Annotated in this window: 25 protein-coding genes; 10 read left to right on the top strand and 15 right to left on the bottom strand. The window is 70.0% G+C overall.

The genetic code is table 11. The features are described from left to right. Positions 1 to 38: 38 nt before the first annotated feature. From ACFVXE_RS29680 to ACFVXE_RS29670, 3 genes are all read right to left on the bottom strand, one after another. Positions 39 to 800 (bottom strand): class I SAM-dependent methyltransferase, encoded by a 762-nt coding sequence (locus ACFVXE_RS29680; protein ID WP_389675753.1) that lies wholly within the window; start codon positions 798 to 800, stop codon positions 39 to 41. A gap of 227 nt (positions 801 to 1,027) precedes the next feature. Next, a complete protein-coding gene (locus ACFVXE_RS29675; RefSeq protein WP_389675751.1) occupies positions 1,028 to 2,035 on the bottom strand; it encodes a hypothetical protein in 1,008 nt (335 codons plus the stop codon). Between the two features lie 187 nt (positions 2,036 to 2,222). Further along, entirely contained in the window at positions 2,223 to 2,651 is a 429-nt protein-coding gene (locus ACFVXE_RS29670; protein WP_389675749.1) for a hypothetical protein, read from the bottom strand. Positions 2,652 to 2,768: 117 nt separating this feature from the next. On the opposite strand from ACFVXE_RS29670, the gene ACFVXE_RS29665 reads away from it, so the two are divergent. Genes ACFVXE_RS29665 through ACFVXE_RS29650 form a run of 4 tightly spaced genes read left to right on the top strand, consistent with a single transcriptional unit; the run spans position 2,769 to position 6,126 of the window. Next, positions 2,769 to 3,545, top strand: a complete 777-nt coding sequence (locus tag ACFVXE_RS29665; protein WP_389675748.1) for a helix-turn-helix domain-containing protein — start codon at positions 2,769 to 2,771, stop codon at positions 3,543 to 3,545. Then, positions 3,542 to 3,727, top strand: coding sequence for a DUF397 domain-containing protein (locus ACFVXE_RS29660; RefSeq protein ID WP_389675746.1), 186 nt, complete (start codon positions 3,542 to 3,544; stop codon positions 3,725 to 3,727). The genes ACFVXE_RS29665 and ACFVXE_RS29660 overlap by 4 nt, the downstream gene beginning before the upstream one ends. 54 nt (positions 3,728 to 3,781) lie before the next feature. Beyond that, a complete protein-coding gene (locus tag ACFVXE_RS29655; protein ID WP_389675744.1) occupies positions 3,782 to 5,065 on the top strand; it encodes an ATP-binding protein in 1,284 nt (427 codons plus the stop codon). Further along, the gene (locus tag ACFVXE_RS29650; RefSeq protein WP_389675743.1) at positions 5,062 to 6,126 is read left to right on the top strand and encodes a tetratricopeptide repeat protein; all 1,065 of its coding nucleotides are present in this window, start codon (positions 5,062 to 5,064) and stop codon (positions 6,124 to 6,126) included. Before ACFVXE_RS29655 ends, ACFVXE_RS29650 begins: the two co-directional genes overlap by 4 nt. Before the next feature lie 32 nt (positions 6,127 to 6,158). Here the strand turns inward: ACFVXE_RS29650 and ACFVXE_RS29645 are convergent, their stop codons facing one another. The 4 genes from ACFVXE_RS29645 to ACFVXE_RS29630 are packed head-to-tail and all read right to left on the bottom strand — an operon-like array spanning position 6,159 to position 8,904. Continuing rightward, entirely contained in the window at positions 6,159 to 7,022 is an 864-nt protein-coding gene (locus ACFVXE_RS29645; protein WP_389675741.1) for an ABC transporter permease, read from the bottom strand. After that, a complete protein-coding gene (locus tag ACFVXE_RS29640; protein WP_389675740.1) occupies positions 6,982 to 7,827 on the bottom strand; it encodes an ABC transporter ATP-binding protein in 846 nt (281 codons plus the stop codon). The genes ACFVXE_RS29645 and ACFVXE_RS29640 overlap by 41 nt, the downstream gene beginning before the upstream one ends. Then, positions 7,824 to 8,357 carry a MarR family winged helix-turn-helix transcriptional regulator gene (locus tag ACFVXE_RS29635; RefSeq protein ID WP_389675739.1) on the bottom strand — a complete coding sequence of 178 codons (534 nt, stop codon included), beginning with the start codon at positions 8,355 to 8,357 and terminating at the stop codon, positions 7,824 to 7,826. Before ACFVXE_RS29635 ends, ACFVXE_RS29640 begins: the two co-directional genes overlap by 4 nt. Positions 8,358 to 8,409: 52 nt before the next feature. Beyond that, entirely contained in the window at positions 8,410 to 8,904 is a 495-nt protein-coding gene (locus tag ACFVXE_RS29630) for a cupin domain-containing protein (RefSeq protein ID WP_389675737.1), read from the bottom strand. Between the two features lie 61 nt (positions 8,905 to 8,965). Between ACFVXE_RS29630 and pip the strand changes: the two genes are divergently transcribed. Together pip and ACFVXE_RS29620 are read left to right on the top strand one after the other, a co-directional pair. After that, positions 8,966 to 9,937, top strand: a complete 972-nt coding sequence (gene pip / locus ACFVXE_RS29625; RefSeq protein WP_389675735.1) for a prolyl aminopeptidase — start codon at positions 8,966 to 8,968, stop codon at positions 9,935 to 9,937. A gap of 176 nt (positions 9,938 to 10,113) precedes the next feature. Next, positions 10,114 to 12,405 (top strand): N-acetylmuramoyl-L-alanine amidase, encoded by a 2,292-nt coding sequence (locus tag ACFVXE_RS29620; RefSeq protein ID WP_389675734.1) that lies wholly within the window; start codon positions 10,114 to 10,116, stop codon positions 12,403 to 12,405. A gap of 85 nt (positions 12,406 to 12,490) precedes the next feature. Here ACFVXE_RS29620 and ACFVXE_RS29615 read toward each other — a convergent pair whose 3' ends face one another. Together ACFVXE_RS29615 and ACFVXE_RS29610 are read right to left on the bottom strand one after the other, a co-directional pair. After that, complete coding sequence (locus ACFVXE_RS29615; RefSeq protein ID WP_389675733.1) at positions 12,491 to 13,486, bottom strand: aldo/keto reductase; 996 nt, start codon at positions 13,484 to 13,486, stop codon at positions 12,491 to 12,493. Between the two features lie 42 nt (positions 13,487 to 13,528). After that, on the bottom strand, positions 13,529 to 14,074 hold the full coding sequence (locus ACFVXE_RS29610; protein WP_389675774.1) for a PadR family transcriptional regulator: 546 nt from the start codon (positions 14,072 to 14,074) through the stop codon (positions 13,529 to 13,531). A gap of 86 nt (positions 14,075 to 14,160) precedes the next feature. On the opposite strand from ACFVXE_RS29610, the gene ACFVXE_RS29605 reads away from it, so the two are divergent. After that, positions 14,161 to 14,934 carry an alpha/beta fold hydrolase gene (locus tag ACFVXE_RS29605; protein WP_389675731.1) on the top strand — a complete coding sequence of 258 codons (774 nt, stop codon included), beginning with the start codon at positions 14,161 to 14,163 and terminating at the stop codon, positions 14,932 to 14,934. A gap of 124 nt (positions 14,935 to 15,058) precedes the next feature. Here the strand turns inward: ACFVXE_RS29605 and thpR are convergent, their stop codons facing one another. The 3 genes from thpR to ACFVXE_RS29590 form a co-directional block, all read right to left on the bottom strand. Next, complete coding sequence (gene thpR, locus ACFVXE_RS29600) at positions 15,059 to 15,622, bottom strand: RNA 2',3'-cyclic phosphodiesterase (protein ID WP_389675772.1); 564 nt, start codon at positions 15,620 to 15,622, stop codon at positions 15,059 to 15,061. A gap of 161 nt (positions 15,623 to 15,783) precedes the next feature. Next, complete coding sequence (locus ACFVXE_RS29595) at positions 15,784 to 17,118, bottom strand: MFS transporter (protein WP_389675729.1); 1,335 nt, start codon at positions 17,116 to 17,118, stop codon at positions 15,784 to 15,786. 81 nt (positions 17,119 to 17,199) lie between these two features. Next, positions 17,200 to 17,640, bottom strand: coding sequence for a MarR family winged helix-turn-helix transcriptional regulator (locus ACFVXE_RS29590; RefSeq protein ID WP_389675727.1), 441 nt, complete (start codon positions 17,638 to 17,640; stop codon positions 17,200 to 17,202). 133 nt (positions 17,641 to 17,773) lie between these two features. Here ACFVXE_RS29590 and ACFVXE_RS29585 point away from each other — a divergent pair, with 133 nt between their 5' ends. Next, complete coding sequence (locus ACFVXE_RS29585) at positions 17,774 to 18,019, top strand: hypothetical protein (protein ID WP_389675725.1); 246 nt, start codon at positions 17,774 to 17,776, stop codon at positions 18,017 to 18,019. Here the strand turns inward: ACFVXE_RS29585 and ACFVXE_RS29580 are convergent. Then, positions 18,009 to 19,466, bottom strand: coding sequence for an NCS2 family permease (locus tag ACFVXE_RS29580; RefSeq protein ID WP_389675724.1), 1,458 nt, complete (start codon positions 19,464 to 19,466; stop codon positions 18,009 to 18,011). The genes ACFVXE_RS29585 and ACFVXE_RS29580 overlap by 11 nt on opposite strands. A 186-nt stretch (positions 19,467 to 19,652) precedes the next feature. On the opposite strand from ACFVXE_RS29580, the gene ACFVXE_RS29575 reads away from it, so the two are divergent. Further along, a complete protein-coding gene (locus ACFVXE_RS29575; protein WP_389675722.1) occupies positions 19,653 to 19,949 on the top strand; it encodes a DUF2530 domain-containing protein in 297 nt (98 codons plus the stop codon). A gap of 92 nt (positions 19,950 to 20,041) precedes the next feature. Then, positions 20,042 to 22,510 carry an HAD-IC family P-type ATPase gene (locus tag ACFVXE_RS29570; RefSeq protein ID WP_389675721.1) on the top strand — a complete coding sequence of 823 codons (2,469 nt, stop codon included), beginning with the start codon at positions 20,042 to 20,044 and terminating at the stop codon, positions 22,508 to 22,510. 52 nt (positions 22,511 to 22,562) lie between these two features. On the opposite strand, the gene ACFVXE_RS29565 is transcribed toward ACFVXE_RS29570, so the two are convergent. Further along, positions 22,563 to 23,333 carry a DUF5707 domain-containing protein gene (locus ACFVXE_RS29565; protein ID WP_389675720.1) on the bottom strand — a complete coding sequence of 257 codons (771 nt, stop codon included), beginning with the start codon at positions 23,331 to 23,333 and terminating at the stop codon, positions 22,563 to 22,565. A 213-nt stretch (positions 23,334 to 23,546) separates the two neighbouring features. Continuing rightward, positions 23,547 to 24,476 carry a hypothetical protein gene (locus ACFVXE_RS29560; RefSeq protein WP_389675718.1) on the bottom strand — a complete coding sequence of 310 codons (930 nt, stop codon included), beginning with the start codon at positions 24,474 to 24,476 and terminating at the stop codon, positions 23,547 to 23,549. Positions 24,477 to 24,531: the final 55 nt, after the last annotated feature.

Genomic DNA, 24,531 nt, shown 5'->3' with positions numbered 1-24,531 from the left:
GTCGTTCGGGCTTCCGTCTCAGCGAACCGAAGGGCTCGTTACTCGGCCGAGCCGGTAGCCGGGGGCGCCTCCAGAACGAAGAGCAGGAAACACATTTTGGTCGAGAGGCTCTGGAAGTCGTCGGGGTAGAGCTCGCGGGCGGCCGGATCGGGCTGCGGCTCGCTGATGACGGCCAGGCGAAAGCCGGCCGCGGTGAAGGCGTCGGTCATCGCGTGCAGTGGCCTGCGCCAGAAGGTCATCGCGGCGGCCTGCCCCACGAGGTCGGCCCAGTCGGCGGTGTAGCTGGTGGTCGCGGAATAGTCGGGCCGAGGATCCTGGATCGCGTAGTCCACGAAAGGGTGCTGCACCGACGCGATCAGGCGGCCGCCGGGCCTGAGCACCCGCCGCATCTCGGCCAGCGTCGGCCCCCAGTCCTCCAGGTAGTGCAGCACCAGCGACGCGAGGACATCGTCGAACGCACCGTCGGCAAACGGCAGCGGGTCGGCCAGGTCGGCGACGTGCAAGGCCTCGTCGGCACCCAGCCGCCGCCGCGCCAGCTCCACCATCCCGGCGCTGGAGTCGATGCCGGTGACGAGGGCACCCCGATCGCGCAGCGCGGCGAACAAGGGGCCGGAGCCGCAGCCGGCGTCGAGAAGCCGACGGCCGGCCACGTCCCCGGCGAGGGACAGCATCGCGGGCCGCTCGTAATAGGCGTTCAGGAGGCTCGTCTCACTCAAGGCCGAGTACGACTCGGCGAAGCTGTCATAGTCGTTCACCCGGGCCGGAGGTGCGGGCTGGGCATGGTTTTCGGCGGTAGTCATGTCGCGGTCTCCGTCTTGTCATCTCGGTATTTCGCACTGGCGTCGTTCTGGCGATCGACGTCGATTCGGTACGCCCCGGTTCCGGCGTCGTCCAGGAGCTCGCCGACGAAAGCGCCGACGCTTCGAGGCGACTCACCACCCGCTCAGCTCACGAGTGGGGTCCGCGACAGCCTCCCGCTCACCGAGCGTCACAGATCGAGGGAGACGTCGGCCCGCGACGGACTCCCTCACCCTGGGCTCGGGGATTCCCCGCCTTCGGCGTGGCCCGCGGCGAGGGCTGCGACACGTTCGCGCCAGGGAGTGTGCACGGGTGGATCGTCGACGGCTGCCGCCTGGGCGAGCCAGTGCCGCCGAGCCTCCTCGCGGCGGCACGGACCGCAGTGCGTCTCGTCCTCCACCGGACGGAAGACGTGATCGTCACCGGGCCCCTTGCAGGTCACCGGTGTGCGGACCTGCGGCACAGGAGGGGACTCGACGGGCGGCGGCGCCGCCTCGGGGAGTTTCGCCGCGAGCCGGTGCCGCAGGAATCCCACCGCCGACCGCACACCGTCCTCGGGCAGTCCGCTGGTCAGTGCACGCCGCAGGTCGGCGGCCGAGACCCCGCGCCGCAACCACTCGGCAGCGGCCTCGGCGAGACTCCGCGCCTCCCGCACGCCCAGGTGCAGCTCCCGGCACACATGTCGCAACGACAGCAACACCCGCTCCCCCTCGGCCACTTCCGGCGCGGCGTCGACCTCTGGTACGGGTCCGGATACCGGCTCAGGTTCGCGTACGGCATCGGCTTCGGTGGGTGGGCGGGATGAGTTCTCACCCAGTTCTTCAACTACCGGTTCATAGCCACCGACCACCCGGCCCCTCGGTTGACCGACCGCCGGTTTCTGCACCATCGGTGGCGCCGCTGCACCCAACCCGTCCCGGAGCCCGACCGCCGCCTCGCCCGTGACCGGGGAGTTGCCGAAGAGCTGTACGGTCACCCACCGGCCCCGGTCGTTCTGTTGGTGCCACTCGTGCAGGAACCCGTCCTCGACCAGCAACTTCTTGGCCCGCTGATAGGCCCGCCCGGTGATCCCGAGTTTCCGCGCATGCTCACTCAGCGGCCTGTCGGCCAGACCTTCGGGGAGCCCCTGCACGTACAGGAGAAGAATCTTCGCGTCGCTGTTCAGGCGCGAATGGCGCACGACGTCGTGCGAGGCCTTCGTGAAGCGCCGAGACGGCGCGATAGCATGCCAAAGCATCCCGGTGGACCTCTTCTATCCACTCGTGGTGAAGGCCCTCGGAATGGTGTTGGTAGCACCGCCGGGGGCCGCCCCGTATGCGGATGCATACAGAGCGTGATGACGACGTCACCGTACCGCACCCGACTCACGCTTCACCACACAAACGGACATTGCGCACGGCAACACGCCTGTCGCCAGAGCCCCTTCAGGGGACCTCGGCCTCATCCGTCAGCACGGTCACCGTCAGTTCGTGCAGCAGCTCCACATCCACGAACTGCGCCTCGGCCGTGGGCAGGGAACGCCAGTCGAGCGGCCAGGTCAGCCCGTGCAGCGCGGGCACCCCGACGAACGCCGCCGCCCGCCCGTCGCGGCTCATCACCTCGGCGTCGGCCGGCCAGCGATAGGCGCTCGCGCTTTGCGGCGGCAACAGGAAGTACATGCTCCGCGTCCCGATCCGGGAGCGCACGATGGGGCCCGCCCGGAAATCGGTGAACTGCATCAATTCGTGAGCGACTTGGTCGCCACTCGCACCGCCGATCCGTACGGCGTCGAAGTGGATGCCCGCGCACCGGAGGGCATGCCCGCTCGCAGGCACCCACGAGGGGACCGGGTCCAGTGAACTTTTCCGTTCCATACGGAGAGCCTCGCGTCCCACACGTACCGTGACCAGGGACACAAAGCATCTGTGCACTGTTGTGCACTTGGGAGGCGGGTTGTGCACTCCGGCGGCCAAGGGGGCGGCAACGCCCAGATGTTCGGGACGTTGTTGCGCTTCTACCGGGAGCGCGCGGAGCTGTCCCAGGAGGCACTGGGACTGAAGATCGGCTTCTCGAAGTCGCAGGTGGCGATGGTGGAGCGGGGGCAGCGGCCACCGAAGGGAGAGTTCATCGCGCGGGCGGACGAGGTGGTGGGTGCACAAGGTGCACTGCTGGCCGTGGGAGCAGAGTTGCGGCCCAGCCACATGGCCTCATGGTTTGAGGAGTTCGCCGAGGCAGAGACCGGCGCCTGCGTGCGGCAGCAGTACGAAACACATGCGGTGCCCGGCCTCCTTCAGACGGAGGAACACGCCCGTGCGGTCTTCACCAACCACCACCCGGCCCTCGACGATGGAGAGATCGAGGGGCGAGTCGCGGTTCGGCTGGAACGGCAGGCGCTGCTCACCCGCAGACCGGCGGCCGACATCGGGTTCGTATTGGAGCTGCACCCGCTCACGCGACCGATCGGAGGTCGTCAGGTTCGCAGAAGGCAGCTCCGTCACATCCTCGACGTGGCTCAACTGCGCAACGTACAGATTCAGGTGATGTCACCGGACCGGTCGACTCACGCGGGACTCAACGGCCCGTTCGTTCTGCTGGAGACGGCTGACCGAAACCGCCTCGCCTACGTGGAAGGACAGAGCGGCAGCTTCTTCGTGAACCAACAGCCCGACCTGGGCGATCTGTTCGGCAAGTATGGCATTCTGCGGGCGCAGGCGCTCAGCCCGGAAGCGTCCATGAAACTGATTGAAGAGGTGGCAGGGGAAGAATGAGCACCGACGTCAACTGGTTCAAGAGCAGCTACAGCGGCGACCAGGGCGGCGACTGCGTCGAGGTCGCGACCTGCCCCCACACCGTGCACGTCCGCGACTCCAAGGACCTCACCGTCCCCGCACTCGCCCTCTCCCCCACCGCCTGGACCGCCTTCCTCGGGTACGCCGCTCGTAAGGGCTGAGTGCGCGGGCCCACCCGCTGGCCGCCTGACACACCCCCTCAATAGGGTGTTGTCATGTCCAACGAGTCCCCCCTCATCCAGAGTCTCCGTACCGCTGTCGCCGCAGCCCCCGCCGACGTGCCTCTTCGGCTGCATCTCGCGGAGCTGCTCCTGGCCGAGGGACTGAACGACGCCGCGGTCAGCGAGGCCGCAGTGGCGCTCCAGCATGCGCCGGGCGACTCCGATGCGCGGGCACTCATGATCCGAGCCATGGGCGTACCCGCCCCCGCACCCGCCACCGAAGCGCCCGAAGCCCCTGCCGCACCCGAACAGCCGGCGACGCCGCCGTCGACGGGGTTCGACTGGCGCGCCGCCGAGGACGAGATCCGGAGCGCAGTGCCGCCCCGCTTCGTCACCTCCGAGACGCCCGAGACCCCCGTCCCCGTGGAGGGCCAGGAAGCTCCGGGGCAGGCGGGTACCTGGGAGACCGAGGCCCCCGGTTCCGTGACGCTCGCCGATGTCGGTGGCATGTACGAGATCAAGGAGCGCCTCGAAGCCGCGTTCCTCGCCCCGATGCGCAACCCCGAGCTGGGCAGGCTGTACGGGAAGAGTCTGCGCGGCGGGCTGCTGATGTACGGGCCGCCCGGGTGCGGAAAGACGTTCATCGCGCGGGCCGTCGCGGGCGAGCTCGGGGCGAGCTTCATGTCCGTGTCGATCAGCGACGTGCTCGACATGTGGATGGGCAACTCCGAGCGCAACATGCACGAGGTCTTCGAGACCGCCCGCCGCCAGGCGCCGTGCGTGCTCTTCCTCGACGAGGTCGACGCGCTGGGCGCCAAGCGGAGCCGTATGCACCACGGCGGGATGCGCAACACCGTCAATCAGCTGCTCACCGAACTCGACGGCGTGGACGGGGCCAACGACGGGGTGTTCGTGCTCGCCGCGACCAACGTCCCCTGGGATGTCGACCTCGCGCTGCGCCGCCCAGGGCGGCTCGACCGGACCCTGCTCGTACTGCCGCCGGACGCGCCCGCGCGCGAGGCGATCCTCCGCTACCACCTGCGTGACCGGCCGATCGAATCCGTCGACCTGGGCAAGCTGGTCAAGATCACCGAGGACCTGTCCGGTGCCGACCTGGCGCATCTCTGCGAGTCCGCGTCCGAGCGGGCGCTGCTCGACTCGACGCGGACCGGCACCGTCCGGATGATCAACATGAAGGACCTGCTGGCGGCCGCGAAAGAGGTCCGGCCGTCCACCGACCCGTGGTTCGCTTCGGCGCGCAATGTGGCGATGTTCGCCAACGAGGGCGGCATGTATGACGAGTTGCTCGCCTATCTGAAGAGGAAGCGCAAGCTTTGACCACCGCCGGGAACGAACTGACCGAGCAGGCGTCCTCCCTGTTCGCACTCGACCGCGTCGACGAGGCGAAGGCGGTGCTGGCCAGACGGCTCGCGCAGGACCCCGAGGACATCCGTGCCTGGTCCCTGCTGGGCCGCTGCCACCAGCGCGCCAAGGAGTACGAGAAAGCCGTCGAGGCGACCGGGGCGGCGCTCGCGATTGACCCGGAGTACATCAACGCGCTGATCACCAGGGTCTACGTGCTGCGCCGGCTGCGCCGCATCGACGAGGCGCTGGCGACGGCCCAGGAGGCGGTGCGGGTCGCCCCGCACGACTACCAGTCGTACGGGGCGCTCTCCGAGGCGCTCAACGCGTGGCAGCCACGCTGGCCCGAAGCGCTGGAGGCCGCGCAGGAGGCGGTCCGGCTGGGCCCGGAGGAGACCTGGACGTACGCCGCACTGTGGAAGGCGGCGCAGCTCAACGGCAGGAACGACATCAGCGAGCTGGCCCTGCGCGAGACCCTGCGGATCGACCCCAACGACGCCTGGGCGCTGGGCCTGCGGGCGGACGCCCAGGCCGCCGTGCCGGGAGTGAGGCCGAAGCAGCAGGCCGAGGTGTACGCGACGGCGCTCGCCGCCGACCCGTCCTCGGGCCGGATGCGCCAGGGGCTGGACCGGGCGGTGTTCCAGATGCTGCGCGGCACCCGGTGGTTCGCGGTGCTGAGTCTGGTGCTGGCGGGTGGGGCGATCAACCTGTTCCCGTCCGACGGTGACGGCCCCGAACTGCCGCTGCCGCTCGGTATGCGGCTCTACACGCTGGCGCTGATCGGGGTGGTCTGGGCGCTCGGCGCATGGCTGCGCTACCGGAAGCTGCGCGCGGGGGTGCAGTTGAGCGTCCGCTCGCTGCTGCGGCGGATGTTCTGGGCGCGGCTGGTACTCGCCCAGGCGGTGCTGGGCACGCTCTGCGCGGTGACGATCGCAGCGGTGCCGTGGACCGACCGGGGCATCCCGCAGGTGTTCTTCTGGGTGGGGCTCGTGCCGATCCTGCTGACGATCTGGTTCGACCGCCCCCGCACCCGGTAGGCGCGCCCCCGGGGCCGGGTCCCGGGGGCGGCTCAGCGGGCCAGCCGGCCCAGCAGCGAACCGGCGGCGACGATGCCGACGAGCGCGGCGCAGGAGAGCACCGCGAAGTCGAGCCCCAGGTGGGCCTGCGTACCGATGAGCAGGCCACGCAGGGCGTCCACCTGGTAGCTGAGCGGGTTCACCCTGCTGATCGCCTGGAGCCAGCCCGGCATCAGCGCGACCGGGTAGAGCGCGTTGGAGGCGAAGAACAGCGGCATGGTGATGGCCTGGCCGATGCCCATCAGCCGGTCGCGGGTCAGGACGATCCCGGCGATCGACATCGACAGGCAGGAGAAGAACGCCGACCCCAGGACGACGACCACGACCACACCGAGCAGCCGCAACGGATTCCAGGTCATGCCGACACCGATCAGCGCGGCGATCAAGATGACGACCGCCGCCTGGATCACGGCCTTCACCCCGGCGGCGAAGGCCTTGCCGGTCACCAGCGCGGTCCGGGGTGTCGGCGTGACCATGAGTTTGGTGAGGACGCCGGAGTCCCGCTCCCAGATGATCATGATGCCGTAGAAGATCGCGATGAACATGGCGGACTGGGCGATGATGCCGGGCGCCAGGAAGTCGAGATACGGAACGCCGCCGGTGGGGATGGCGTGGATACGGGAGAACGTCACGCCGAAGATCAGCAGCCAGAGGGCGGGCTGGACGGCGCGGGTGTAGATCTCGGTGCGGTCGTGGCGCAGCTTCTGCATTTCGACGGCGCACATCGCCGCGACCCGCGCGGGGACCACGCGCCAGCCGGTGCGGGCGGGGGGCGGGTCCAGGAGGAGGGCGAACCGGCTTTCGGGCGAGCCCGGTTCAGCCGAGGCGGGACGCGGTGCGACGGGTACGGCGGACATCGTTGAAGGCTCCCTTCTCCTCGGGAGATCCGGGATCGTCCAGGCCGCTTCCGGAGTGGTACCGGAAGACGTCCTCCAGGGTCGGTGGCGGAGCCGTGCCGCCGGTCTCCCTGCGGTGGACGACCAGTTCGTTCTTGAGTTCGGCGGGCGTGCCGAGCGCGCGGAGCCGGCCGAGGTGCATCAGGGCGATCCGGTCGCAGCGCCGGTCGGCCTCGTCCATGGAATGGGTGGTGACCAGCACCGTCATTCCGGTACCGGCCCGGATCTCGGTGATGCGGTCCCAGACGCCGTCCCGCGCGATCGGGTCCAGGCCGATGGTCGGCTCGTCCAGGATCATCAGGCGGGGCGCGCTGACCAGTGCCTGCGCGAGTTCGAGGCGGCGCACCATGCCGCCGGAGTAGGTGGCGGCGAGGCGGTGCGCCTCGGGCCCCAGTCCGACCGCGTCGAGCGCCTGCCCGACCCGGGCCGCGCGCTGGCGGCGGGGCACGTCGAAGACGCGGGCGAAGAGGGCGACGTTCTCCTGTCCGGTGAGGCTGCCGTCGGCCGACAACTGCTGCGGTACGTATCCCAGCAGGCGCCGCACGGCCATCTTCTGCCGGGCCGCGTCATGGCCGAACACATCGATGACGCCGGGCGGCACGGGCAGCAGCGTGGTGATCGCGCGCAGGGTGGTGGTCTTGCCCGCGCCGTTGGGTCCGAGGAGCCCGAAGACCTCGCCCGGGCGGACGAGCAGGTCCAGGCCGTCGACGGCTTTCGAGGCGCCGAAGGAGTAGGTCAGACCGGTGCAGCTGAGGGCGGGGGTCATGGGGTCTCCTCCCTTTCGCAACCGCACCAGCGCTCCCCCACCTCCGGGGGCCACCCGGGCTCCGCATCCCCCGGCGGCCGCGCGGGCTCCGCTTCACGCAGTGACTCGGCGAGCCTGTGCAGCGACGGGAGCGCGGCGGTCAGCGCGGCCCGGTCCGCGGTGTCGAGTCCCGCCACGTGCTCACGGAAGAGCGCGTCGCGGCGGGCACGCCACTCACACAGTCGGCGAATGCCCGCCGGGGTCGCGAGGAGGAGCGCGGCACGGCCGTCGACCGGGTCGGCCTCCCGCCGCAACAGACCTTCCGTGACCAGGTGGTTGACCAGCGTGGAGACGGAGTTGGCCGCGAGGCAGAGCTCGCGGGCCGCGGCCGAGACCCGGATGCCCGGGTGGGTCGCCACCAGCCGCAGCAGTTCGGCGTGGGCCCCGCGCAACCGGGGCGCGGGCAGCCCGGCCCAGAGTCTCCGCCGGGCGAGCCGCTGGATACGGGGCAGAAGTCCGGCGAGTTCATCGGAGAGATCACTCGCCATCATCTGTCCATTTTAGCTCTGTATCAGATGTATTGGCAGGGGGTTACGGGTGGGTTCACCGCTCCGGGAACCGCTCCCCGCACCGGCTGCAGAACACCGGCACCGGGTCCTGCGAGAGGCGCCCGCACTCGGGGCAGACCCGGTCCAGCATGCAGGGCCCCTCGCCGCCCTCGGACGCCGCCGGGGCCTCGACCGACACCTTGACGGTCAGCCCGGGCCGGCGACGGTGGACGGTCAGGTAGGCCAGTCCGTCCGGGCCCGCGTCGAGGGCGCGGCGGGAGGTGCGGGGCAGCCGGACCGCCGTGGCCGGGGCGAGCTCCAGCACCTCCGCCCCCGTGACGATGCGGCCGCCGCCCGCGACGACCACGAGGAGGACGTCGAGCGCGTCCTCCTGGTGCTCACCCACTTCGGCACCGGGCGGCAGACGTACCAGATTGGCATCCAACTCCCGGTTCTGTTCGGCGAGTTGCCAGAGCGCCCCGCGCTGTTCGGGCTCGGCTGCGGCGAGCAGTCCGTCGAATGCGGCCAGGACCCGGGGAGTGGAATTCACGGCAGCAAGGTTACGCCGCGCCTTAGCCTGACCCCTTCGACCTGACCGGGGAGGCACAGCCGTGGACCGTGAGCCCGACGAGAAGTACCCGCCGATCGAACCGTACGACCAGGGAATGCTCGACGTCGGCGACGGCAACTCCGTGTACTGGGAGGTCTGCGGCAATCCGGAGGGCAAGCCCGCGCTCGTCGTCCACGGCGGCCCGGGATCGGGGTGCGGCGCGCACACCCGGCAGTACTTCGACCCCGACCGGTACCGGGTCGTCCTCTTCGACCAGCGGGGCTGCGGGCGGTCGACCCCGCACGCGAGCGATCCCGCCACCGACATGCGGCACAACACGACCGCCCACCTGATCGCCGACATGGAGCGGCTGCGGATCCGTCTCGGGATCGACAAGTGGCTGCTGTACGGGGGGTCCTGGGGGTCGACACTGATCCTGGCGTACGCGGAGGAGCATCCGGACCGGGTCTCCGAGATCGTGATCCCGGCCGTCACCACGACCCGGCGCAGCGAGATCGACTGGCTGTACCGGGGCGTCGGGCAGATCTTCCCGGAGGCGTGGGACCTGTTCCGGGCGGGCGTCCCGGAGGCGGCGGGCGACGGTGAACTGGTGGCCGCCTACGCCCGGCGGACGGAGAGCCCGGACGCGGCGGTACGGGCGAGGGCGACGGCCGACTGGTGCGCCTGGGAGGACGCCGTGCTCTCCCAGGAGACGTACACCGGACCGCCCCCGTACAGCGGCCGGCCGGACCGCGCGCGCCGGGCACTCGTACGGATCTGCGCGCACTACTTCTCCCACGGGGCCTGGCTGGAGGAGGGGCAGCTGATCCGGGACGCCGGCCGGCTGGCCGGGATCCCCGGGGCGCTGGTGCACGGCCGGTTCGACCTGGGCGGCCCGATGACCACCGCCTGGGAGCTGGCCAAGGCATGGCCGGACGCCGAGCTGACCGTGATCGACGGGGCGGGACATCTGGGCGGGAGGGCCACCACTCGGGCGGTCCTGGCGGCGCTCGACCGGTTCGCCTCGCGATGACCACGCGGTAAGGGCGGGGGCGGTCCGTCCGGCCGGGACCGGCAGTGGGATGCTGTGCAACCCGCCGTACCACGGCGGGTTGCTCAGCTCGTCGGACTACCCCGTGGCCGCTCCCCCACCTGCCGCCGAACCGACCGACCCGAACCGTCCTGTCCCCCTCTCCCCAGGGAAATGACTTGAGATCGCGGCGAAGACTGTGGACCACGGCTGCCGTTGCAACGGCAGCCGTGACCGGTGTCCTGGTGTTCCAGGGCATGACCGGCAATTCCGGCGACGGCACCGACAGCAAGGCGGGACCCGTCAGAACCCATGTGCGCGAGGCGGCGCTCAAGGTGTCCGCCGACGGCGGTTCCGCGACGCTCGGCAGACGGGACACCGCCCCGTTCAGCATGCTCGGCGTCACCTGGACCGATCCGGCCGCCAAGGTGACGGGAACGGTCGAGGTACGGACCCGGTCCGTCGCCGACGGGAACTGGACGTCCTGGCTGCCCCTCGAAACCGACCTGGACGGGCGTACGGAGAGCGGCCGCGCCGGAGTCCGCGGGGCCACCGAGCCGCGCTGGGTCGGGCCGTCCGACGGCGTCGAGGTGCGGGTGACGGCGGGCGGCAAGGTCTCCGCCGAACTCCCGTCGGGCCTGCGGCTGGACACCGTCGACCCGGGAAAGGGCCCCGGGTCCGCCGGCGGCAGCTCCGCCCTGAACGCGGACCCGGCCGCCTTCGTCGCCGAGAGCGACGCTCCGGCCGACCCGGTCGACCCGGCCGACCCGTCGGCCACCACCGGCACGCCGACGTCCGGGGCGACCGACACCTCGTCACCGGCCCCCGAGCCGACCGTCGCCGAGGAGCCGTCGTCGAGCGCGACGGTGTCGCCGAGCGCCACCGCCACGGCGAGCCCCACGCCGACCACGAGCACCTCGCCGTCCGCGACGCTGCCGCCCGCGCCGACGTCCACCGTGCCGCGTCCCCCGATCACGTCCCGCGCGGGCTGGGGTGCCGACGAGTCGATCAGCCCGGAGGCGCCGGAGTACAACGAGACGGTCAAGGCCGTCTTCGTCCACCACACCGCGGGGACCAACGACTACTCCTGCACCGAATCCCCCGCCATCGTCCGCAGCCTGTACGCGTACCACGTGCAGAGCAACGGCTGGAAGGACATCGGCTACAACTTCGTGGTCGACAAGTGCGGGACGGTCTTCGAGGGGCGTAAGGGCGGCGTGGACCGGCCCGTCCTCGGCGCGCACACCTACGGCTTCAACCGGGAGTCGGCCGGCATCTCCGTCATCGGCACCTACACGGACGCGGGCGCGTCCACCGCCGCGATCACCTCGGTGGCCAGGATCGCCGCCTGGAAGCTCGGCCAGTACAAGGTCGACCCGGCGGGCACCACGATGCTCACCGCCGGCGCGGACGGCAACAACCTCGCGAACACCAAGTTCGTCGCGGGCACGCAGTACCCGTTCAGGACGATCTCCGGCCACCGCGACGGTTACGCCACCGAGTGCCCCGGCACCAAGCTCTACGGCCAGCTGCCGACCATCCGCAGCTACGCGGCGGGGCCCGTCACCGGACTCGCCGTCAAGTCGGTGACCGGCGCGAGCCTGTCGGGCGCGACGTACTACGCCAAGTCCGCCATCACCGTGGGCTGGTCGGCCACCACACCGAGCACCCTGATCTCCGGGTACGAGCTCCTGGTCGACGGCAAGAGCGTCGCCACGGCCGCGGCCACCGCCACCTCGGCCAAGGCCACACTCGGCGCCGGCACCCACAAGATCCAGGTCCGCGCCACGCACCAGTCGGGGAAGACGGTCACGTCCGCCGCCGCGACCGTGATCGCCGATCAGACGGCTCCCACGTTCACCACCAAGCCGAACCTCGCCCTGCGCACCGGCACGGTGAACACCACCGCCGTTCCGCTCACCCTGAAGTGGAAGGCGACCGACGCCGCGTCCCTGAAGGAGGTCCGGCTGACCGCGCCGCTCGCCAAGACGTACGGGACGGCCACCACGAGCGCCTCGCAGACCGCCAAGTCCGGTGTGGCGACGGCCTGGTCCATGACCGCGTACGACCTCGCGGGCAACACCGCGGCCGCCTCCGTCTCCGGCACCCCGGTCATCCTCCAGGAGACCTCGGCCACGAAGACGGGCACCTGGACGACGAAGTCGTCGTCCAGCTACCTCGGCGGCAAGTCGTACTCCAGCTCGTCCAAGAGCGCGAGCCTGACCTGGACGTTCACCGGCCGGTCGGCGGCCTGGGTGGTCTCCCGGGCCGCCACCTCCGGCCAGGCGTACGTCTACGTCGACGGCGTGAAGACGGCCACGGTCGACCTGAAGTCGTCCACCACCAAGTACCGCGACGCGCTGTGGACGAAGAGCTGGTCCACGAGCGCCAAGCACGCCGTGAAGATCGTCGTCGTCGCCACCTCGGGGCGGCCGGCGATCACCACCGACGGCCTGGTCTACCTCAAGTAGCGGCCACCCGGCACGGTCTGAGCCCGGCTCCGCGGACATCCGCCGCGGAGCCGGGCTCAGGCATTCCTCCGGTCCGTCGGACCGACTACCAGGCGAAGGCCTCGGGCGACGGGCCGGGACCCGGGAAGATCTCGTCCAGGGCGGCCAGCACCTCGTCCGAGAGCTCCAGTTCCACGGCGCGCACCGCCGAGTCCAACTGCTCGCGGGTACGCGGCCCGGAGATCGGTCCGGTCACCCCCGGGCGGGTCAGCAGCCAGGCCAGCCCCACCTCGCCGGGCTCCAGGCCGTGCTTCTCCAGCAGGTCCTCGTACGCCTGGATCTGCGCCCGCACCGCGGTGTTGGCGAGTGCGTCGGCGGACCGGCCGGTCGCCGAACGGCCCGCGCCGCCCTCGCGCTCCTTGCGGATGACACCGCCGAGGAGTCCGCCGTGCAGCGGGGACCACGGGATGACGCCGAGTCCGTACTCCTGCGCGGCCGGGATGACCTCCATCTCGGCGCGGCGCTCGGCGAGGTTGTACAGGCACTGCTCGCTGACCAGGCCGTACGAACCGAGACGCCGGGCGGTCTCGTTGGTCTGGGCGATCTTCCAGCCGGGGAAGTTGGACGAGCCGGCGTAGAGGATCTTGCCCTGCTGGATCAGTACGTCGATGGCCTGCCAGATCTCCTCGACCGGGGTGGTGCGGTCGATGTGGTGGAACTGGTACAGGTCGATGTGATCGGTCTGCAGCCGCTTGAGGCTGGCGTCGACGGCCCGCCGGATGTTGAGGGCGGAGAGCTTGTGGTGGTTGGGCCAGGCGTCGCCCTCGGCGGCCATGTTCCCGTAGACCTTGGTGGCGAGAACGACCTTGTCGCGGCGGTCACCGCCCTTGGCGAACCAGGTGCCGAGGATCTCCTCGGTGCGTCCCTTGTTCTCGCCCCAGCCGTAGACGTTGGCGGTGTCGAAGAAATTGACGCCCGCGTCAAGCGCGGCGTCCATGATCGCGTGGCTGTCGGCCTCGTTGGTCTGCGGGCCGAAGTTCATGGTGCCGAGGACGAGTCGGCTGACCTCAAGTCCGGTGCGTCCGAGCTGCGTGTACTTCATGAACCCCAACCCAACGCCTTCGAGTCCGCTCAAGGCAAGTGGTCACCGGGCCGGCCCGCCGGTTTCCAGATCCTTCAGCGTCGTTGCCAGCCAGTCCAGTTCCGCCTCGCTCGTGGCGCGGGCGATCTTGAGGACGCCCTGGCGGAACGGATCGTCGAACGCCTCGGCGCCGAGCGGGCGCACACCTTCGGCGTCGTAGAAGAAGCTGCTCGGCTCCTGCAGGAACGCCAGCCGCCGCCGCAGGACGGCCGCTTGCCGGGTGCGGTCCGGAAGGTGGCGCAGGAAGGCGAGGACGGTGAACCAGCGGTTCTCGTCGCTGATGTCCAACTGGTCCGCGTCGCGCAGACGGCGCCGCAGTTCCGCACGCCCCTCGTCGGTCGGCGTCAGCATGTGGCGGGGTGCGGCCCGGCTGCCGGGTTCGGTCCGGCGGGCTAGCCAGCCCGACCGCTCCAGCCGCTTGATCGCCGGATACAGCGTGCCGTCCGCGATCGGGCGCACATGGCCGGTGAGGTGGGCGACGCGCCGCTTCAGCTCGTAACCGTGCAGCGGCTGCTCGTACAGAAATCCCAGGATGGCCAGTTCCAGCATCCGTGCATCCTCTCCCATGGACCAATACATCGGCACCGATGTATTGTCTCACCGATGGTTTCGGCTTGCGGAGGGGAGCTGCGGAGATGCAGAACGCACAGGTGACGGCGGACGGCGCACGCATCCGATGGGTGGAGATACCTGGGAGCACCACACGGACCCGTGTCTACCTGCACGGACTCGGCGCCTCGTCCGGTCCGTACTTCACCGCGAGCGCCGTCCATCCGCTGCTCGCCGGCCACCGCTCACTGCTCATGGACATGCTCGGCTTCGGTATCAGCGACCGGCCCACGGATTTCGGTTACACGCTCGAGGAGCACGCCGACGCGATCGCCGCCGCACTCCGGGCCGCCGACGCGTCCGCCACGGACGTCGTCGCGCACAGCATGGGCGGCGCGGTGGCCATCGTGCTCGCGGCGCGCCACCCGGGGCTGGTGGCCCGGCTCGTCCTGGTCGACGCCAACCTCGACCCCGTCGTACCCGGTCCCCCGCGCCCCGGTACCAGCGGAATCGCCGCGTACACGGAGGAGGAATTCCTGAGTCACGGCCGGCGGGAGGTGCGCGACCGGGTGGGGCCCCACTGGTGGTCGACCATGCGGCTCGCCGGCCCCGAGGCACTGCACCGCAGCGCGGTGCACCTCGCTCGCGGAACCACACCCACCATGCGGGAGCTGCTGCTGCGGCTGGAGATTCCGCGCACCTTCCTGCGCCCGGCGGCCGACGGGCCGCTGCCCGGCGAGGAAGAGCTCGTCCGGAGCGGGGTACGGGTCGCGCAGGTACCGGAGTGCGGCCACAACATCATGCTGGACAACCCCGAGGCGTTCGCGAAGGAGACGGCGAGGGGGCTGGAGGCGGGCTGACGCGCGCCGGCGTCAGCCTCCTACGGCGGCCGTCACGGCGACGACGGCGAACATCAGCACGAGCACGACCGCCATGATGCGGTTTCTGGTCTTCGGGTCCACTCTTCGAGCGTAACCGCACCGCTCAGTGCCCCAGCGACCAGGACCCGACCACCTCGTACCGCGGCCGCTCGCCCGGCACCCCGGCGACCGGCAGATTGCTCCGCACCAACGCGATCTCACCGACCTCCCACGCCACGCCCTCGAACGAGTCCAGCGCCTCCACGTAGGGATGCAGGTCGGTGTCGGTGCGGCTGCGCGCGAGGGTGAGGTGCGGGGTGTAGCGGCGGTGCTCGTCCATCGGGACCCCGGCTCGGCGGGCCGCGGCGTCGGCGCGCTCGGCGAGCAGCCTCATCGTGTCGAGCGCGCCCGCGGCCCCGGCCCACAGGACATGGCCGTCGAACCGGCCGCCGCGGTGGATGCGCAGCGGGAACCGCTCGGTGCGACGGGCGGCGCGCCCCAGTCGCTCGTGCAGTTCGGGCAGGAGCGCGTCGTCGACCACGCCGAGGAAGGCGAGCGTGAAGTGCCATGCGTCGGTGCCGGTCCAGCGCATCCCGGCGGCGCCCGGGAGGGCGTGCAGCGGGGCGACGGCACGGCGGAGCTCCGCGACGGCCGGGTCGGGCGGCAGGACGGCGACGAAGAGTCTCATGCGGCTCATGGGCCGAGTGTCGCACCGCACCCGCGCCGCCCGGCCGCCGCGCGCACCCGTCGTACCACTCCGCCCCGGGCCGGCGGGGCCGTCGCGACGCGCCACGGCCCCGACCGGTGTCTCCCCGGTCGGGGCCGTGGCGCGTGCCGTACGGAGGCTTCTCAGGCCGCCGTCGCCAGCTGCTCGCGCGGCACGAACCGCACATGCGGCCGGCCGGGCCGCAGGTCGACCTGGAGGCGCAGGCCGCCGGCGCGGGCCAGCATGAAGCCGACGCCCAGGGCGGCCACCATCGCGAAGGTGCCACCGACCGCCATGGCGGTCCGCACCCCGTACGCGTCGCTGATCCATCCCACGATCGGGGCGCCCACCGGCGTCCCCCCGGCGAAGACCATCATGTACAGGCTCATCACCCGGCCGCGCATGGCCGGGTCGGCCGCCATCTGGACGCTGGTGTTCGCGCTGATGTTGGTCGTCAGACCGATCATGCCGATCGGGAGCAGCAGGGCCGCGAAGAGCCAGACCGACGGCGACACGGACGCGACGATCTCCAGGAGTCCGAACGCGGTGGCCGCCGCCACCAGCATCCGCAGCCGCGAGGAGCGGCGGCGGGCGGCGAGCAGGGCGCCGGCCAGGGAACCGGCCGCCATGAGGATGTTGAAGAACGAGTACATCCCGGCGCCGCCGTGGAAGACCTCGTCCGCGAAGGCGGTGAGCCAGATCGGGAAGTTGAAGCCGAAGGTGCCGATGAAGCCGACGAGGACGATCGGCCAGATCAGCTCGGGACGGCCGGAGACATAACGCAGCCCCTCGCGCAGCTGACCCTTGGCGCGGGGGACGACGATGGCCTTGTGCAGCTCACTCGGACGCATCAGCAGCAGGCCGACGAGCGGGGCGGCGAAGGACAGGCCGTTGAACATGAAGGCCCAGCCGCTGCCGACCGTGGTGATCAGGACACCTGCGACGGCGGGTCCGATCAGCCGGGCGGACTGGAAGTTCGCCGAGTTCAGGCTGACCGCGTTGCGCAGCTGGGCGGGGCCGACCATCTCGGAGACGAAGGACTGGCGGGCCGGGTTGTCGACGACCGTGACCATGCCCAGGAGGAAGGCGATCAGGTAGACGTGCCAGACCTGGACGACCCCGGAGAGGGTGAGGACCGCGAGGGCGGTGCCGCAGAGCCCGAGGGCCGCCTGGCTGATGAGAAGGAGCTTGCGCTTCGGGAGCCGGTCGGCGACGACGCCGCCGTACAGGCCGAAGAGCAGCATGGGGAGGAACTGGAGGGCCGTGGTGATGCCGACGGCGGCGGCGGACCCGGTGAGGCTCAGAACGAGCCAGTCCTGCGTGATGCGGGACATCCAGGTACCGGTGTTGGAGATCACGGCGCCCGTCGCGAACAGGCGGTAGTTACGGATCTTCAGCGACGAGAAGGTCCCGCCGGGCTTGCTCTCGTGGGTGGACGTCGGTGCGGGGGCGGAGTCTGCTCCGGATCCCGTACTCAAAAGGGTTCGCCTCCTCGGCGTGGACGTTTCGCTGACTGACGGGGCGGTGGCGGAGAACCGGACCGTGGCCCGGCGCTGCCGCTACAGGTGGGCGAGCTTCTCCAGTACGGGCGCAGCCTTGCGCAGCGTCTCCCACTCGTCCTCGTCCAGGCCCTCGGCGAGGGAGGCCAGCCAGGCGTTCCGCTTGGAGCGGCTCTCCTCGAGCATGGCCTCGGCCTGCTCGGTCTGGCTGACCATCTTCTGACGACGGTCATCGGGGTGCGGTTCCAGTCTGACCAGCCCCTTGGCCTCCAGCAGCGCGACGATGCGGGTCATCGACGGAGGCTGCACGTGTTCCTTGCGGGCCAGCTCACCGGGGGTGGCCGAACCGCAGCGGGCGAGCGTGCCGAGCACCGACATCTCGGTGGGGCTCAGCGACTCGTCGACGCGCTGGTGCTTGAGGCGTCGCCCCAGCAGCATCACGGCGGAACGAAGGGAGCTCACGGCGGCCGCACTATCGCCGTCGTGGATCAGGTCAGGCATGTTCGTTAGCGTAACTCATTACCTACTCTAAATACCACTCGGCGGTATACGCGCGACCGATCGATCACCCAAACGAGTGAGTCAGATCCGGAAAGTGACGCGAAACGACGCCGGGAGCCGTAACCCTGCTGCCATGGGATCGACAGTGCTCAGCCTGCGGCTAGACGGTGAGCTGCTCGACCGGCTCCGGCAGCACGCTGCCAGACGCGGAATGAGCGTCCAGGACTATGTGGTCCGGACGCTCATGCGCAACGACTTCGACGAACGCTTCCAGGCGGCCGTCGACGAGACGGAGAAGTTCTACGGGGCGGCGGACGACCGGGTGACCCGGTCGACCACCGCCCCGCAGAACGCGACGAGTGAAGGGGTTACGACGTGAGGCCGAGGGCCGGCATCGCGTAGTAGAAGACGAAGACCGCCGAGACCACGTACATGGCCACCGGCACCTCGCGCCAGCGCCCGGCCGCCACCCGCAGTACGGAGAAGGCGATGAAGCCGATGCCGATGCCGTTGGTGATCGAGTACGTGAACGGCATCATCACCATGGCCAGGAAGGCCGGGATCGCCAGCGTGTAGTCGTTCCAGTCGATGTCCCGGACCGAGCCCGCGATGATCAGGAAGCCGACCGCCAGCAGCGCCGGGGTGGCGGCCTGCGACGGAACCATGGTCGCCAGCGGTGTCAGGAACAGCGCCACCGTGAACAGCAGACCGGTCACGATGCTCGCCAGGCCGGTGCGGGCACCCTCACCGACACCCGCCGTGGACTCCACGAAGCAGGTCGAGGCGGAGGAGGAGCTCGCACCGCCCGCGGCGACCGCGATGCCGTCCACGAACAGCACCTTGTTGATTCCGGGGAAGTTGCCGTCCTTGTCGGTCAGCTTGGCCTCGTCGCCGACACCGAGGATCGTGCCCATCGCGTCGAAGAAGCAGGACAGCAGCACGGTGAAGACGAACAGGATGCCGGTGAGCGCACCGACCTTGTCGAAGCCGCCGAACAGACTGACCTTGCCGATCAGCCCGAAATCGGGAGAGGCGACCGGGTTGCCCGGCCACTGCGGAACGGTCAGACCCCACGCCCCGCCCGGCAGATCGGCGACGGCGTCGATGATCAGCGCGACGACTGTCATGGCGACGATCGAGATCAGGATGGCGCCCGGCACCTTGCGGACGATCAGCGCGAGGGTGAGCAGTGCACCGAGGATGAAGACCAGGACAGGCCAGCCGTTGAGGTGACCGTCGCTGCCCAGCTGGAGCGGCACGGTGGTGTGCGCGATGTCCGGGATGCGGGAGACGAAGCCCGAGTCGACCAGGCCGATGAGCAGGATGAAGAGGCCGATACCGATCGCGATGCCCTTGCGGAGCGACTTCGGTACGGCGTTCATCACCCGTTCGCGCAGCCCGGTCGCGACCAGCAGCATGACGACGATGCCCGCGAGGACGACCATGCCCATCGCGTCCGGCCAGCTCATCCGCGGGGCGAGCTGCAGGGCGACGACGGTGTTGACGCCGAGACCGGCGGCCAGCGCGATCGGCACATTGCCGATGACACCCATCAGGAGCGTGGAGAACGCGGCGGTCAGCACGGTGGCGGTGACCAGCTGGCCGCCGTTGAGCTGATGCCCGTACATGTCCTTCGCGCTGCCGAGGATGATCGGGTTCAGCACGATGATGTACGCCATCGCGAAGAACGTGGCGAATCCGCCACGGATCTCGCGCGCGACCGACGACCCCCGCTCGGAGATCTTGAAGTAACGGTCCAGGCCGCCGTGGGGCTGCGGAGCCTGAGGCTGCTCGGAGTCGACCGAAGCGGTGGCCGAGGGGGACATGTATGACCTCAGTCGTACGTAGGGGGGAGGAAAAATGGTCAGCTTTGGAGCTTTACACGAATATATCGAGCCACCCTTAAGCAGATTCAGTATGAATACATAAGCCGAAGATCGCTATCTCCGCGCGTAGACCCTTGGGCCGACTGGCCCGAAGGACCTCTCGTACGGGCCGCATACACTGACCCCATGGCGAAGTGGACACCGACACACGAGGCACCCGAGCCCCTGGAGGGGCCCGTCGTCGCCACCATCACCGGCGGCACGATCCTCTGGTTCGTCCTCTTCCTCGTACAGCTGCCCTTCTACGGCTGGTTCGACGACCAGGGACACGCGTGGTGGGTGTGGACCTGTCTGGCCGGTGCCGGGCTCGGACTGATCGGCATCTGGTACGTGCGAGGACGCGACGCGGCGATCAAGCGGGCGGCGGCCGCCGCCGGTGACGACACGTCCGGCACCACCGACGAGGGCCGGAACCGCGCCTGACCCCCGTACCGCCCGGGGACCGTTTCCGTCCTTCCCCGATCCCCCGGGGCTCCGGCGGGTGAACCGGACGTTCCGCACGTACCGTCGGAACCATGAAGCACCGGGCACTCCACTCCTCCGGGGAGCAGACACCCGGCCGCACCCGGCCGGCCATGATCGACGCCGGTTCCGAACTCGATCCGGTCCACCCGATGAAGCTCCCCGCCCCGGTCGTCAGCCCCGACGGGCTGACCGCTGCCGAGGTCGCCGAGCGGATCGCCCGCGGCGAGGTAAACGACGTACCGGTCCGCTCGTCGCGCTCCGTCCGCGAGATCGTCCGCGCCAATGTGTTCACCCGGTTCAACCTGATCATCGGGGTGCTCTGGCTGGTCATGCTGTTCGTGGCGCCGTTCCAGGACAGCCTCTTCGGTTACGTGATCATCGCCAACACCGGCATCGGCATCGTCCAGGAGTGGCGTGCCAAGCGGACCCTGGACAGCCTCGCGGTGATCGGCGAGGCGAAACCCACCGTCCGGCGCGACGGGGTCGCGGCGGAGATCTCCACCTCCGAGATCGTTCTCGGTGACCTGATCGAGCTCGGCCCCGGCGACAAGGTGGTGGTCGACGGCACGGTGGCCGAGGCCGACAGCCTGGAGATCGACGAGTCGCTGCTCACCGGCGAGGCCGACCCCGTGGTGAAACAGGCCGGCGACCCGGTGATGTCCGGCAGCTTCGTCGTCGCCGGCGGCGGTGCGTTCTCCGCCACCAAGGTCGGCCGCGAGGCCTACGCAGCGCAGCTCGCCGAGGAGGCGTCCCGCTTCACCCTCGTCCGGTCCGAACTGCGCAGCGGCATCAGCACGATCCTCAAGTACGTCACCTGGATGATGGTGCCCACCGCCATCGGCCTCGTCATCAGCCAGCTCGTCGTCAAGAACGACGACGTCAAGGACTCGATCGCCCGGACCGCCGGCGGCATCGTGCCGATGATCCCCGAAGGTCTGGTGCTGCTCACCTCGGTCGCGTTCGCGATCGGTGTCGTACGGCTCGGCCGCAAGCAGTGCCTCGTGCAGGAGCTGCCCGCCATCGAGGGTCTCGCCCGGGTCGACGTCGTCTGCCTGGACAAGACCGGCACCCTCACCGAGGGCGGCATGGACGTCACGGAGGTGCGCGCGCTGAACGGTACGGACGAGGCGTACCTGCGTCAGGTGCTCGCCGCCCTCGGCGCCTCCGATCCGCGCCCCAACGCCAGCCTGCAGGCGATCATCGACGCGTACCCGTCCCCGGACGGCGAGTCGTGGCGCTGCACGCAGGCGCTGCCGTTCTCCTCGGCCCGCAAGTACAGCGGCGCCGCGTTCACCGAGGGCGACGGACGGGCGTCGACGTGGCTGCTCGGCGCACCCGATGTGCTGCTCCCGGAACGGGACACGGCGCTCGGCGAGATCGAGCGGCTCAACGAACAGGGGCTGCGGGTGCTGCTGCTGGCCCGTGCCCGGGACGGACTGGACGGTCCGGAGATCGCCGCCGGGGCCGAACCGGCCGCACTGATCGTCCTGGAGCAGCGGCTGCGGCCGGACGCCGGCCGGACGCTGCAGTACTTCGCCGACCAGCGCGTCGCCACGAAGATCATCTCGGGGGACAACGCCGTCTCGGTCGGCGCGGTCGCCGGCAAACTCGGGCTGCCCGGCGCCGAGCACACCCTGGACGCCCGGCGGCTGCCCGCCGCCCCGGACGAGATGGCCACGGCCATCGAGGAGAGCACGGTCTTCGGCCGGGTCACCCCGCAGCAGAAGCAGAAGATGGTCGCCGCCCTCCAGTCCCGCGGCCACACCGTCGCGATGACGGGCGACGGGGTCAACGACGTGCTGGCGCTGAAGGACGCCGACATCGGGGTGTCGATGGGCTCGGGTTCCGAGGCGACGCGTGCGGTGGCCCAGATCGTGCTGCTCGACAACAGCTTCGCGACGCTGCCGTCGGTGGTCGCCGAGGGCCGCCGGGTCATCGGCAACATCACCAGGGTCGCGACCCTGTTCCTGACGAAGACCGTCTACTCGGTGCTGCTGGCGATCCTGGTGGTCTGCTTCCAGGTCGAGTACCCGTTCCTGCCCCGGCACCTGACCCTGCTGTCGACGCTGACGATCGGCATCCCGGCGTTCTTCCTGGCCCTCGCGCCGAACAAGGAACGGGCCCGGCCGCACTTCGTCCGCAGGGTCATGCGGTACTCGGTCCCGTCCGGTGTCATCGCGGGCGTCGCCACCTTCGTGACGTACCTGATCGCCCGCCACCACTACACGGGAACGGGGGCGCTGGACGCGGAGACCAGCGCGGCGACGCTGACGCTCTTCCTGGTCTCGATGTGGGTCCTCGCGATCATCGCCCGCCCCTACACCTGGTGGCGGATCGTCCTGGTCGCGGCGATGGGCGGGGCGTTCCTGGTCGTGCTGATGGTGCCGTGGCTGCAGAACTTCTTCGCGCTGAAGCTGGTCGGCGCGGTCATTCCGTGGACGGCGGTCGGGATGGCGGTGGTGGCGGCGGCTGCCGTCGAGTTCGTCTGGCGACTGGTCAGCCGCCGCTTCCCGGTGTAGGCCCTGCGGGCCCGGTGGGTCGCGTCGTCACCGACGGTGCGACCCCGAGTCGCTACTTCACGTCGACGAAGTCACCGGCGGTGGTGACGGTCGGCGTGGTGGACGTACCGGCGAAGCTGTAACGCCAGTAACCGTCCTCGACAGCCTTGACCGTGGTCTTCAGCGTGCCCGTGGTGCTGGTCTTGATGGTCTTCACCGTGGTGTAGGTGGAGCTGCTCTTCTTGCGGAACTGGAGCTTCACCGACTGCGTGGCGTAGCCGTGGTAGCCGTGGTCCTCCCAGTTCGCGCGCGAGAGCTTCCCGGTGGCGGTGATGGTCGCGCCCTTCTTCACCGGCTCCGGCGAGGCGTTGACCGTCAGCTGCGAGAGGCGCTGCACATGGGTGGTGGCGAAGGAGTCGTAGGAGGTGCTGGAGCCGTCCTCGGCCTCCACTCCCGCGAGGATGTGCCAGGTGCCGGCCAGCGCGTTCTTCGTCAGGTCGACGCGCGGGTCGACCTTGACGGTGAGCGAGCAGGTGGCCGTGGTCGCGCTGCTGTCCTTGCAGGTCGCCACATCCGTCGGCAGCAGCGCGCCGTCCATGCCCTCGTCCAGGTCGGTGCCGTGCCACAGGACCAGCCAGCCGTCGGCGATTCCGGAGGCGTGCGAGGCGGTGACCGAGACCGTGACCGTCTTCGGCGCCGTCGTCCCCAGGACGATGTCCTTGCCGCCGTTGATGGTGACCTTGGAGATGACGGGGTCCGCCGTTGCCGCGTGCGCGGCCGGAACGGCGAGGGCGGACAGGACCAGTGCGCCGGACGCAGCGGCGACAGTGGCACGTATGCGCATGAGTTTCTCCGGTGGAGAAGGGGCACCGCCGACAGGTGACTCCGGATGGCTCTCGCCTCGGCGGGACCCGATGGGGTCAGTGGTCCCGCCGGTTCGACAGCCCGGACGAAGACGCACAGAAATGGGTGTACGGACGGCGGGACCTTCCTGGAAGATCCCGCCGTCCGCATGGAACCACGTGCGCAGCCGGTTCTGGAACCGGCTGGGGAACTACTACTTCACGTCGACGAAGTCACCGGCGGTGGTGACGGTCGGCGTGGTGGACGTACCGGCGAAGCTGTAACGCCAGTAACCGTCCTCGACAGCCTTGACCGTGGTCTTCAGCGTGCCCGTGGTGCTGGTCTTGATGGTCTTCACCGTGGTGTAGGTGGAGCTGCTCTTCTTGCGGAACTGGAGCTTCACCGACTGCGTGGCGTAGCCGTGGTAGGCGAAGTCCTCCCAGTTCGCGCGCGAGAGCTTCCCGGTGACCGTGATGGTCGCGCCCTTCTTCACCGGCTCCGGAGCGGCGTTGACCGTCAGCTTCGAGTAGCGCTGGAGCAGGGTGGTGCCCAGGCCGTCCTGCGCCGTGGAGACGACCAGGCTGGGGTCGAAGTCGTCGCTGTTCAGGTCCTGGTTGTAGTCGACGGCGTATCCGACGGCCTTCCAGGTCGTGGCGTCCGAGTTGCTGATGAAGTCGATCTGCGGCCAGACGTCGATCTGCCCCTTGCAGGTGGCGACCGTCGAGGAGACGGCCTTGCAGGTGGGCAGCTCGTCGCCGAAGAGCACGTTCGTCGGGTCGTCGAACGAGCCGCGGTAGAGGTCGACACCGAGCTCGAAGTCATCGGCGAAGATGTCCACGTCGGCGCCGTGCGTCACGGTGTACGTGGTGGGCACGGTGACCGTGTTGGTGGTGCCCACGGGGATCGGCTTGCCGCTGTTCACCGTGACCTTGGAGAAGGTGACGTTCAGCGGGGTGTCGTCCGTCGACGCGGCGGCGGCGGAACGCGCGCCGGACTTCGCGCCGGAGGCGGTGTACGCCCCACGCATGATGTCGGTGATCACCGAGTGGTGCGACGCCTCGTCGGCCTGGGCCGAGGCCGGAACGACGAGAGCGGAGAGAGCCAGGGCGCCGGTCACGGCTGCCACGGTGGCACGTATACGCATGTTCATTCCCCATGTGGAGAAGGGGACCCGAGGAGGCTGATCGCCCGTCCGCAGG

This window comes from Streptomyces sp. NPDC058231 (genome assembly GCF_042882275.1).
In the GTDB taxonomy this organism is placed as follows: domain Bacteria; phylum Actinomycetota; class Actinomycetes; order Streptomycetales; family Streptomycetaceae; genus Streptomyces.
Note: the sequence above shows the minus strand (reverse complement) of the source record. Positions and strands in the feature narration are given on the sequence as shown.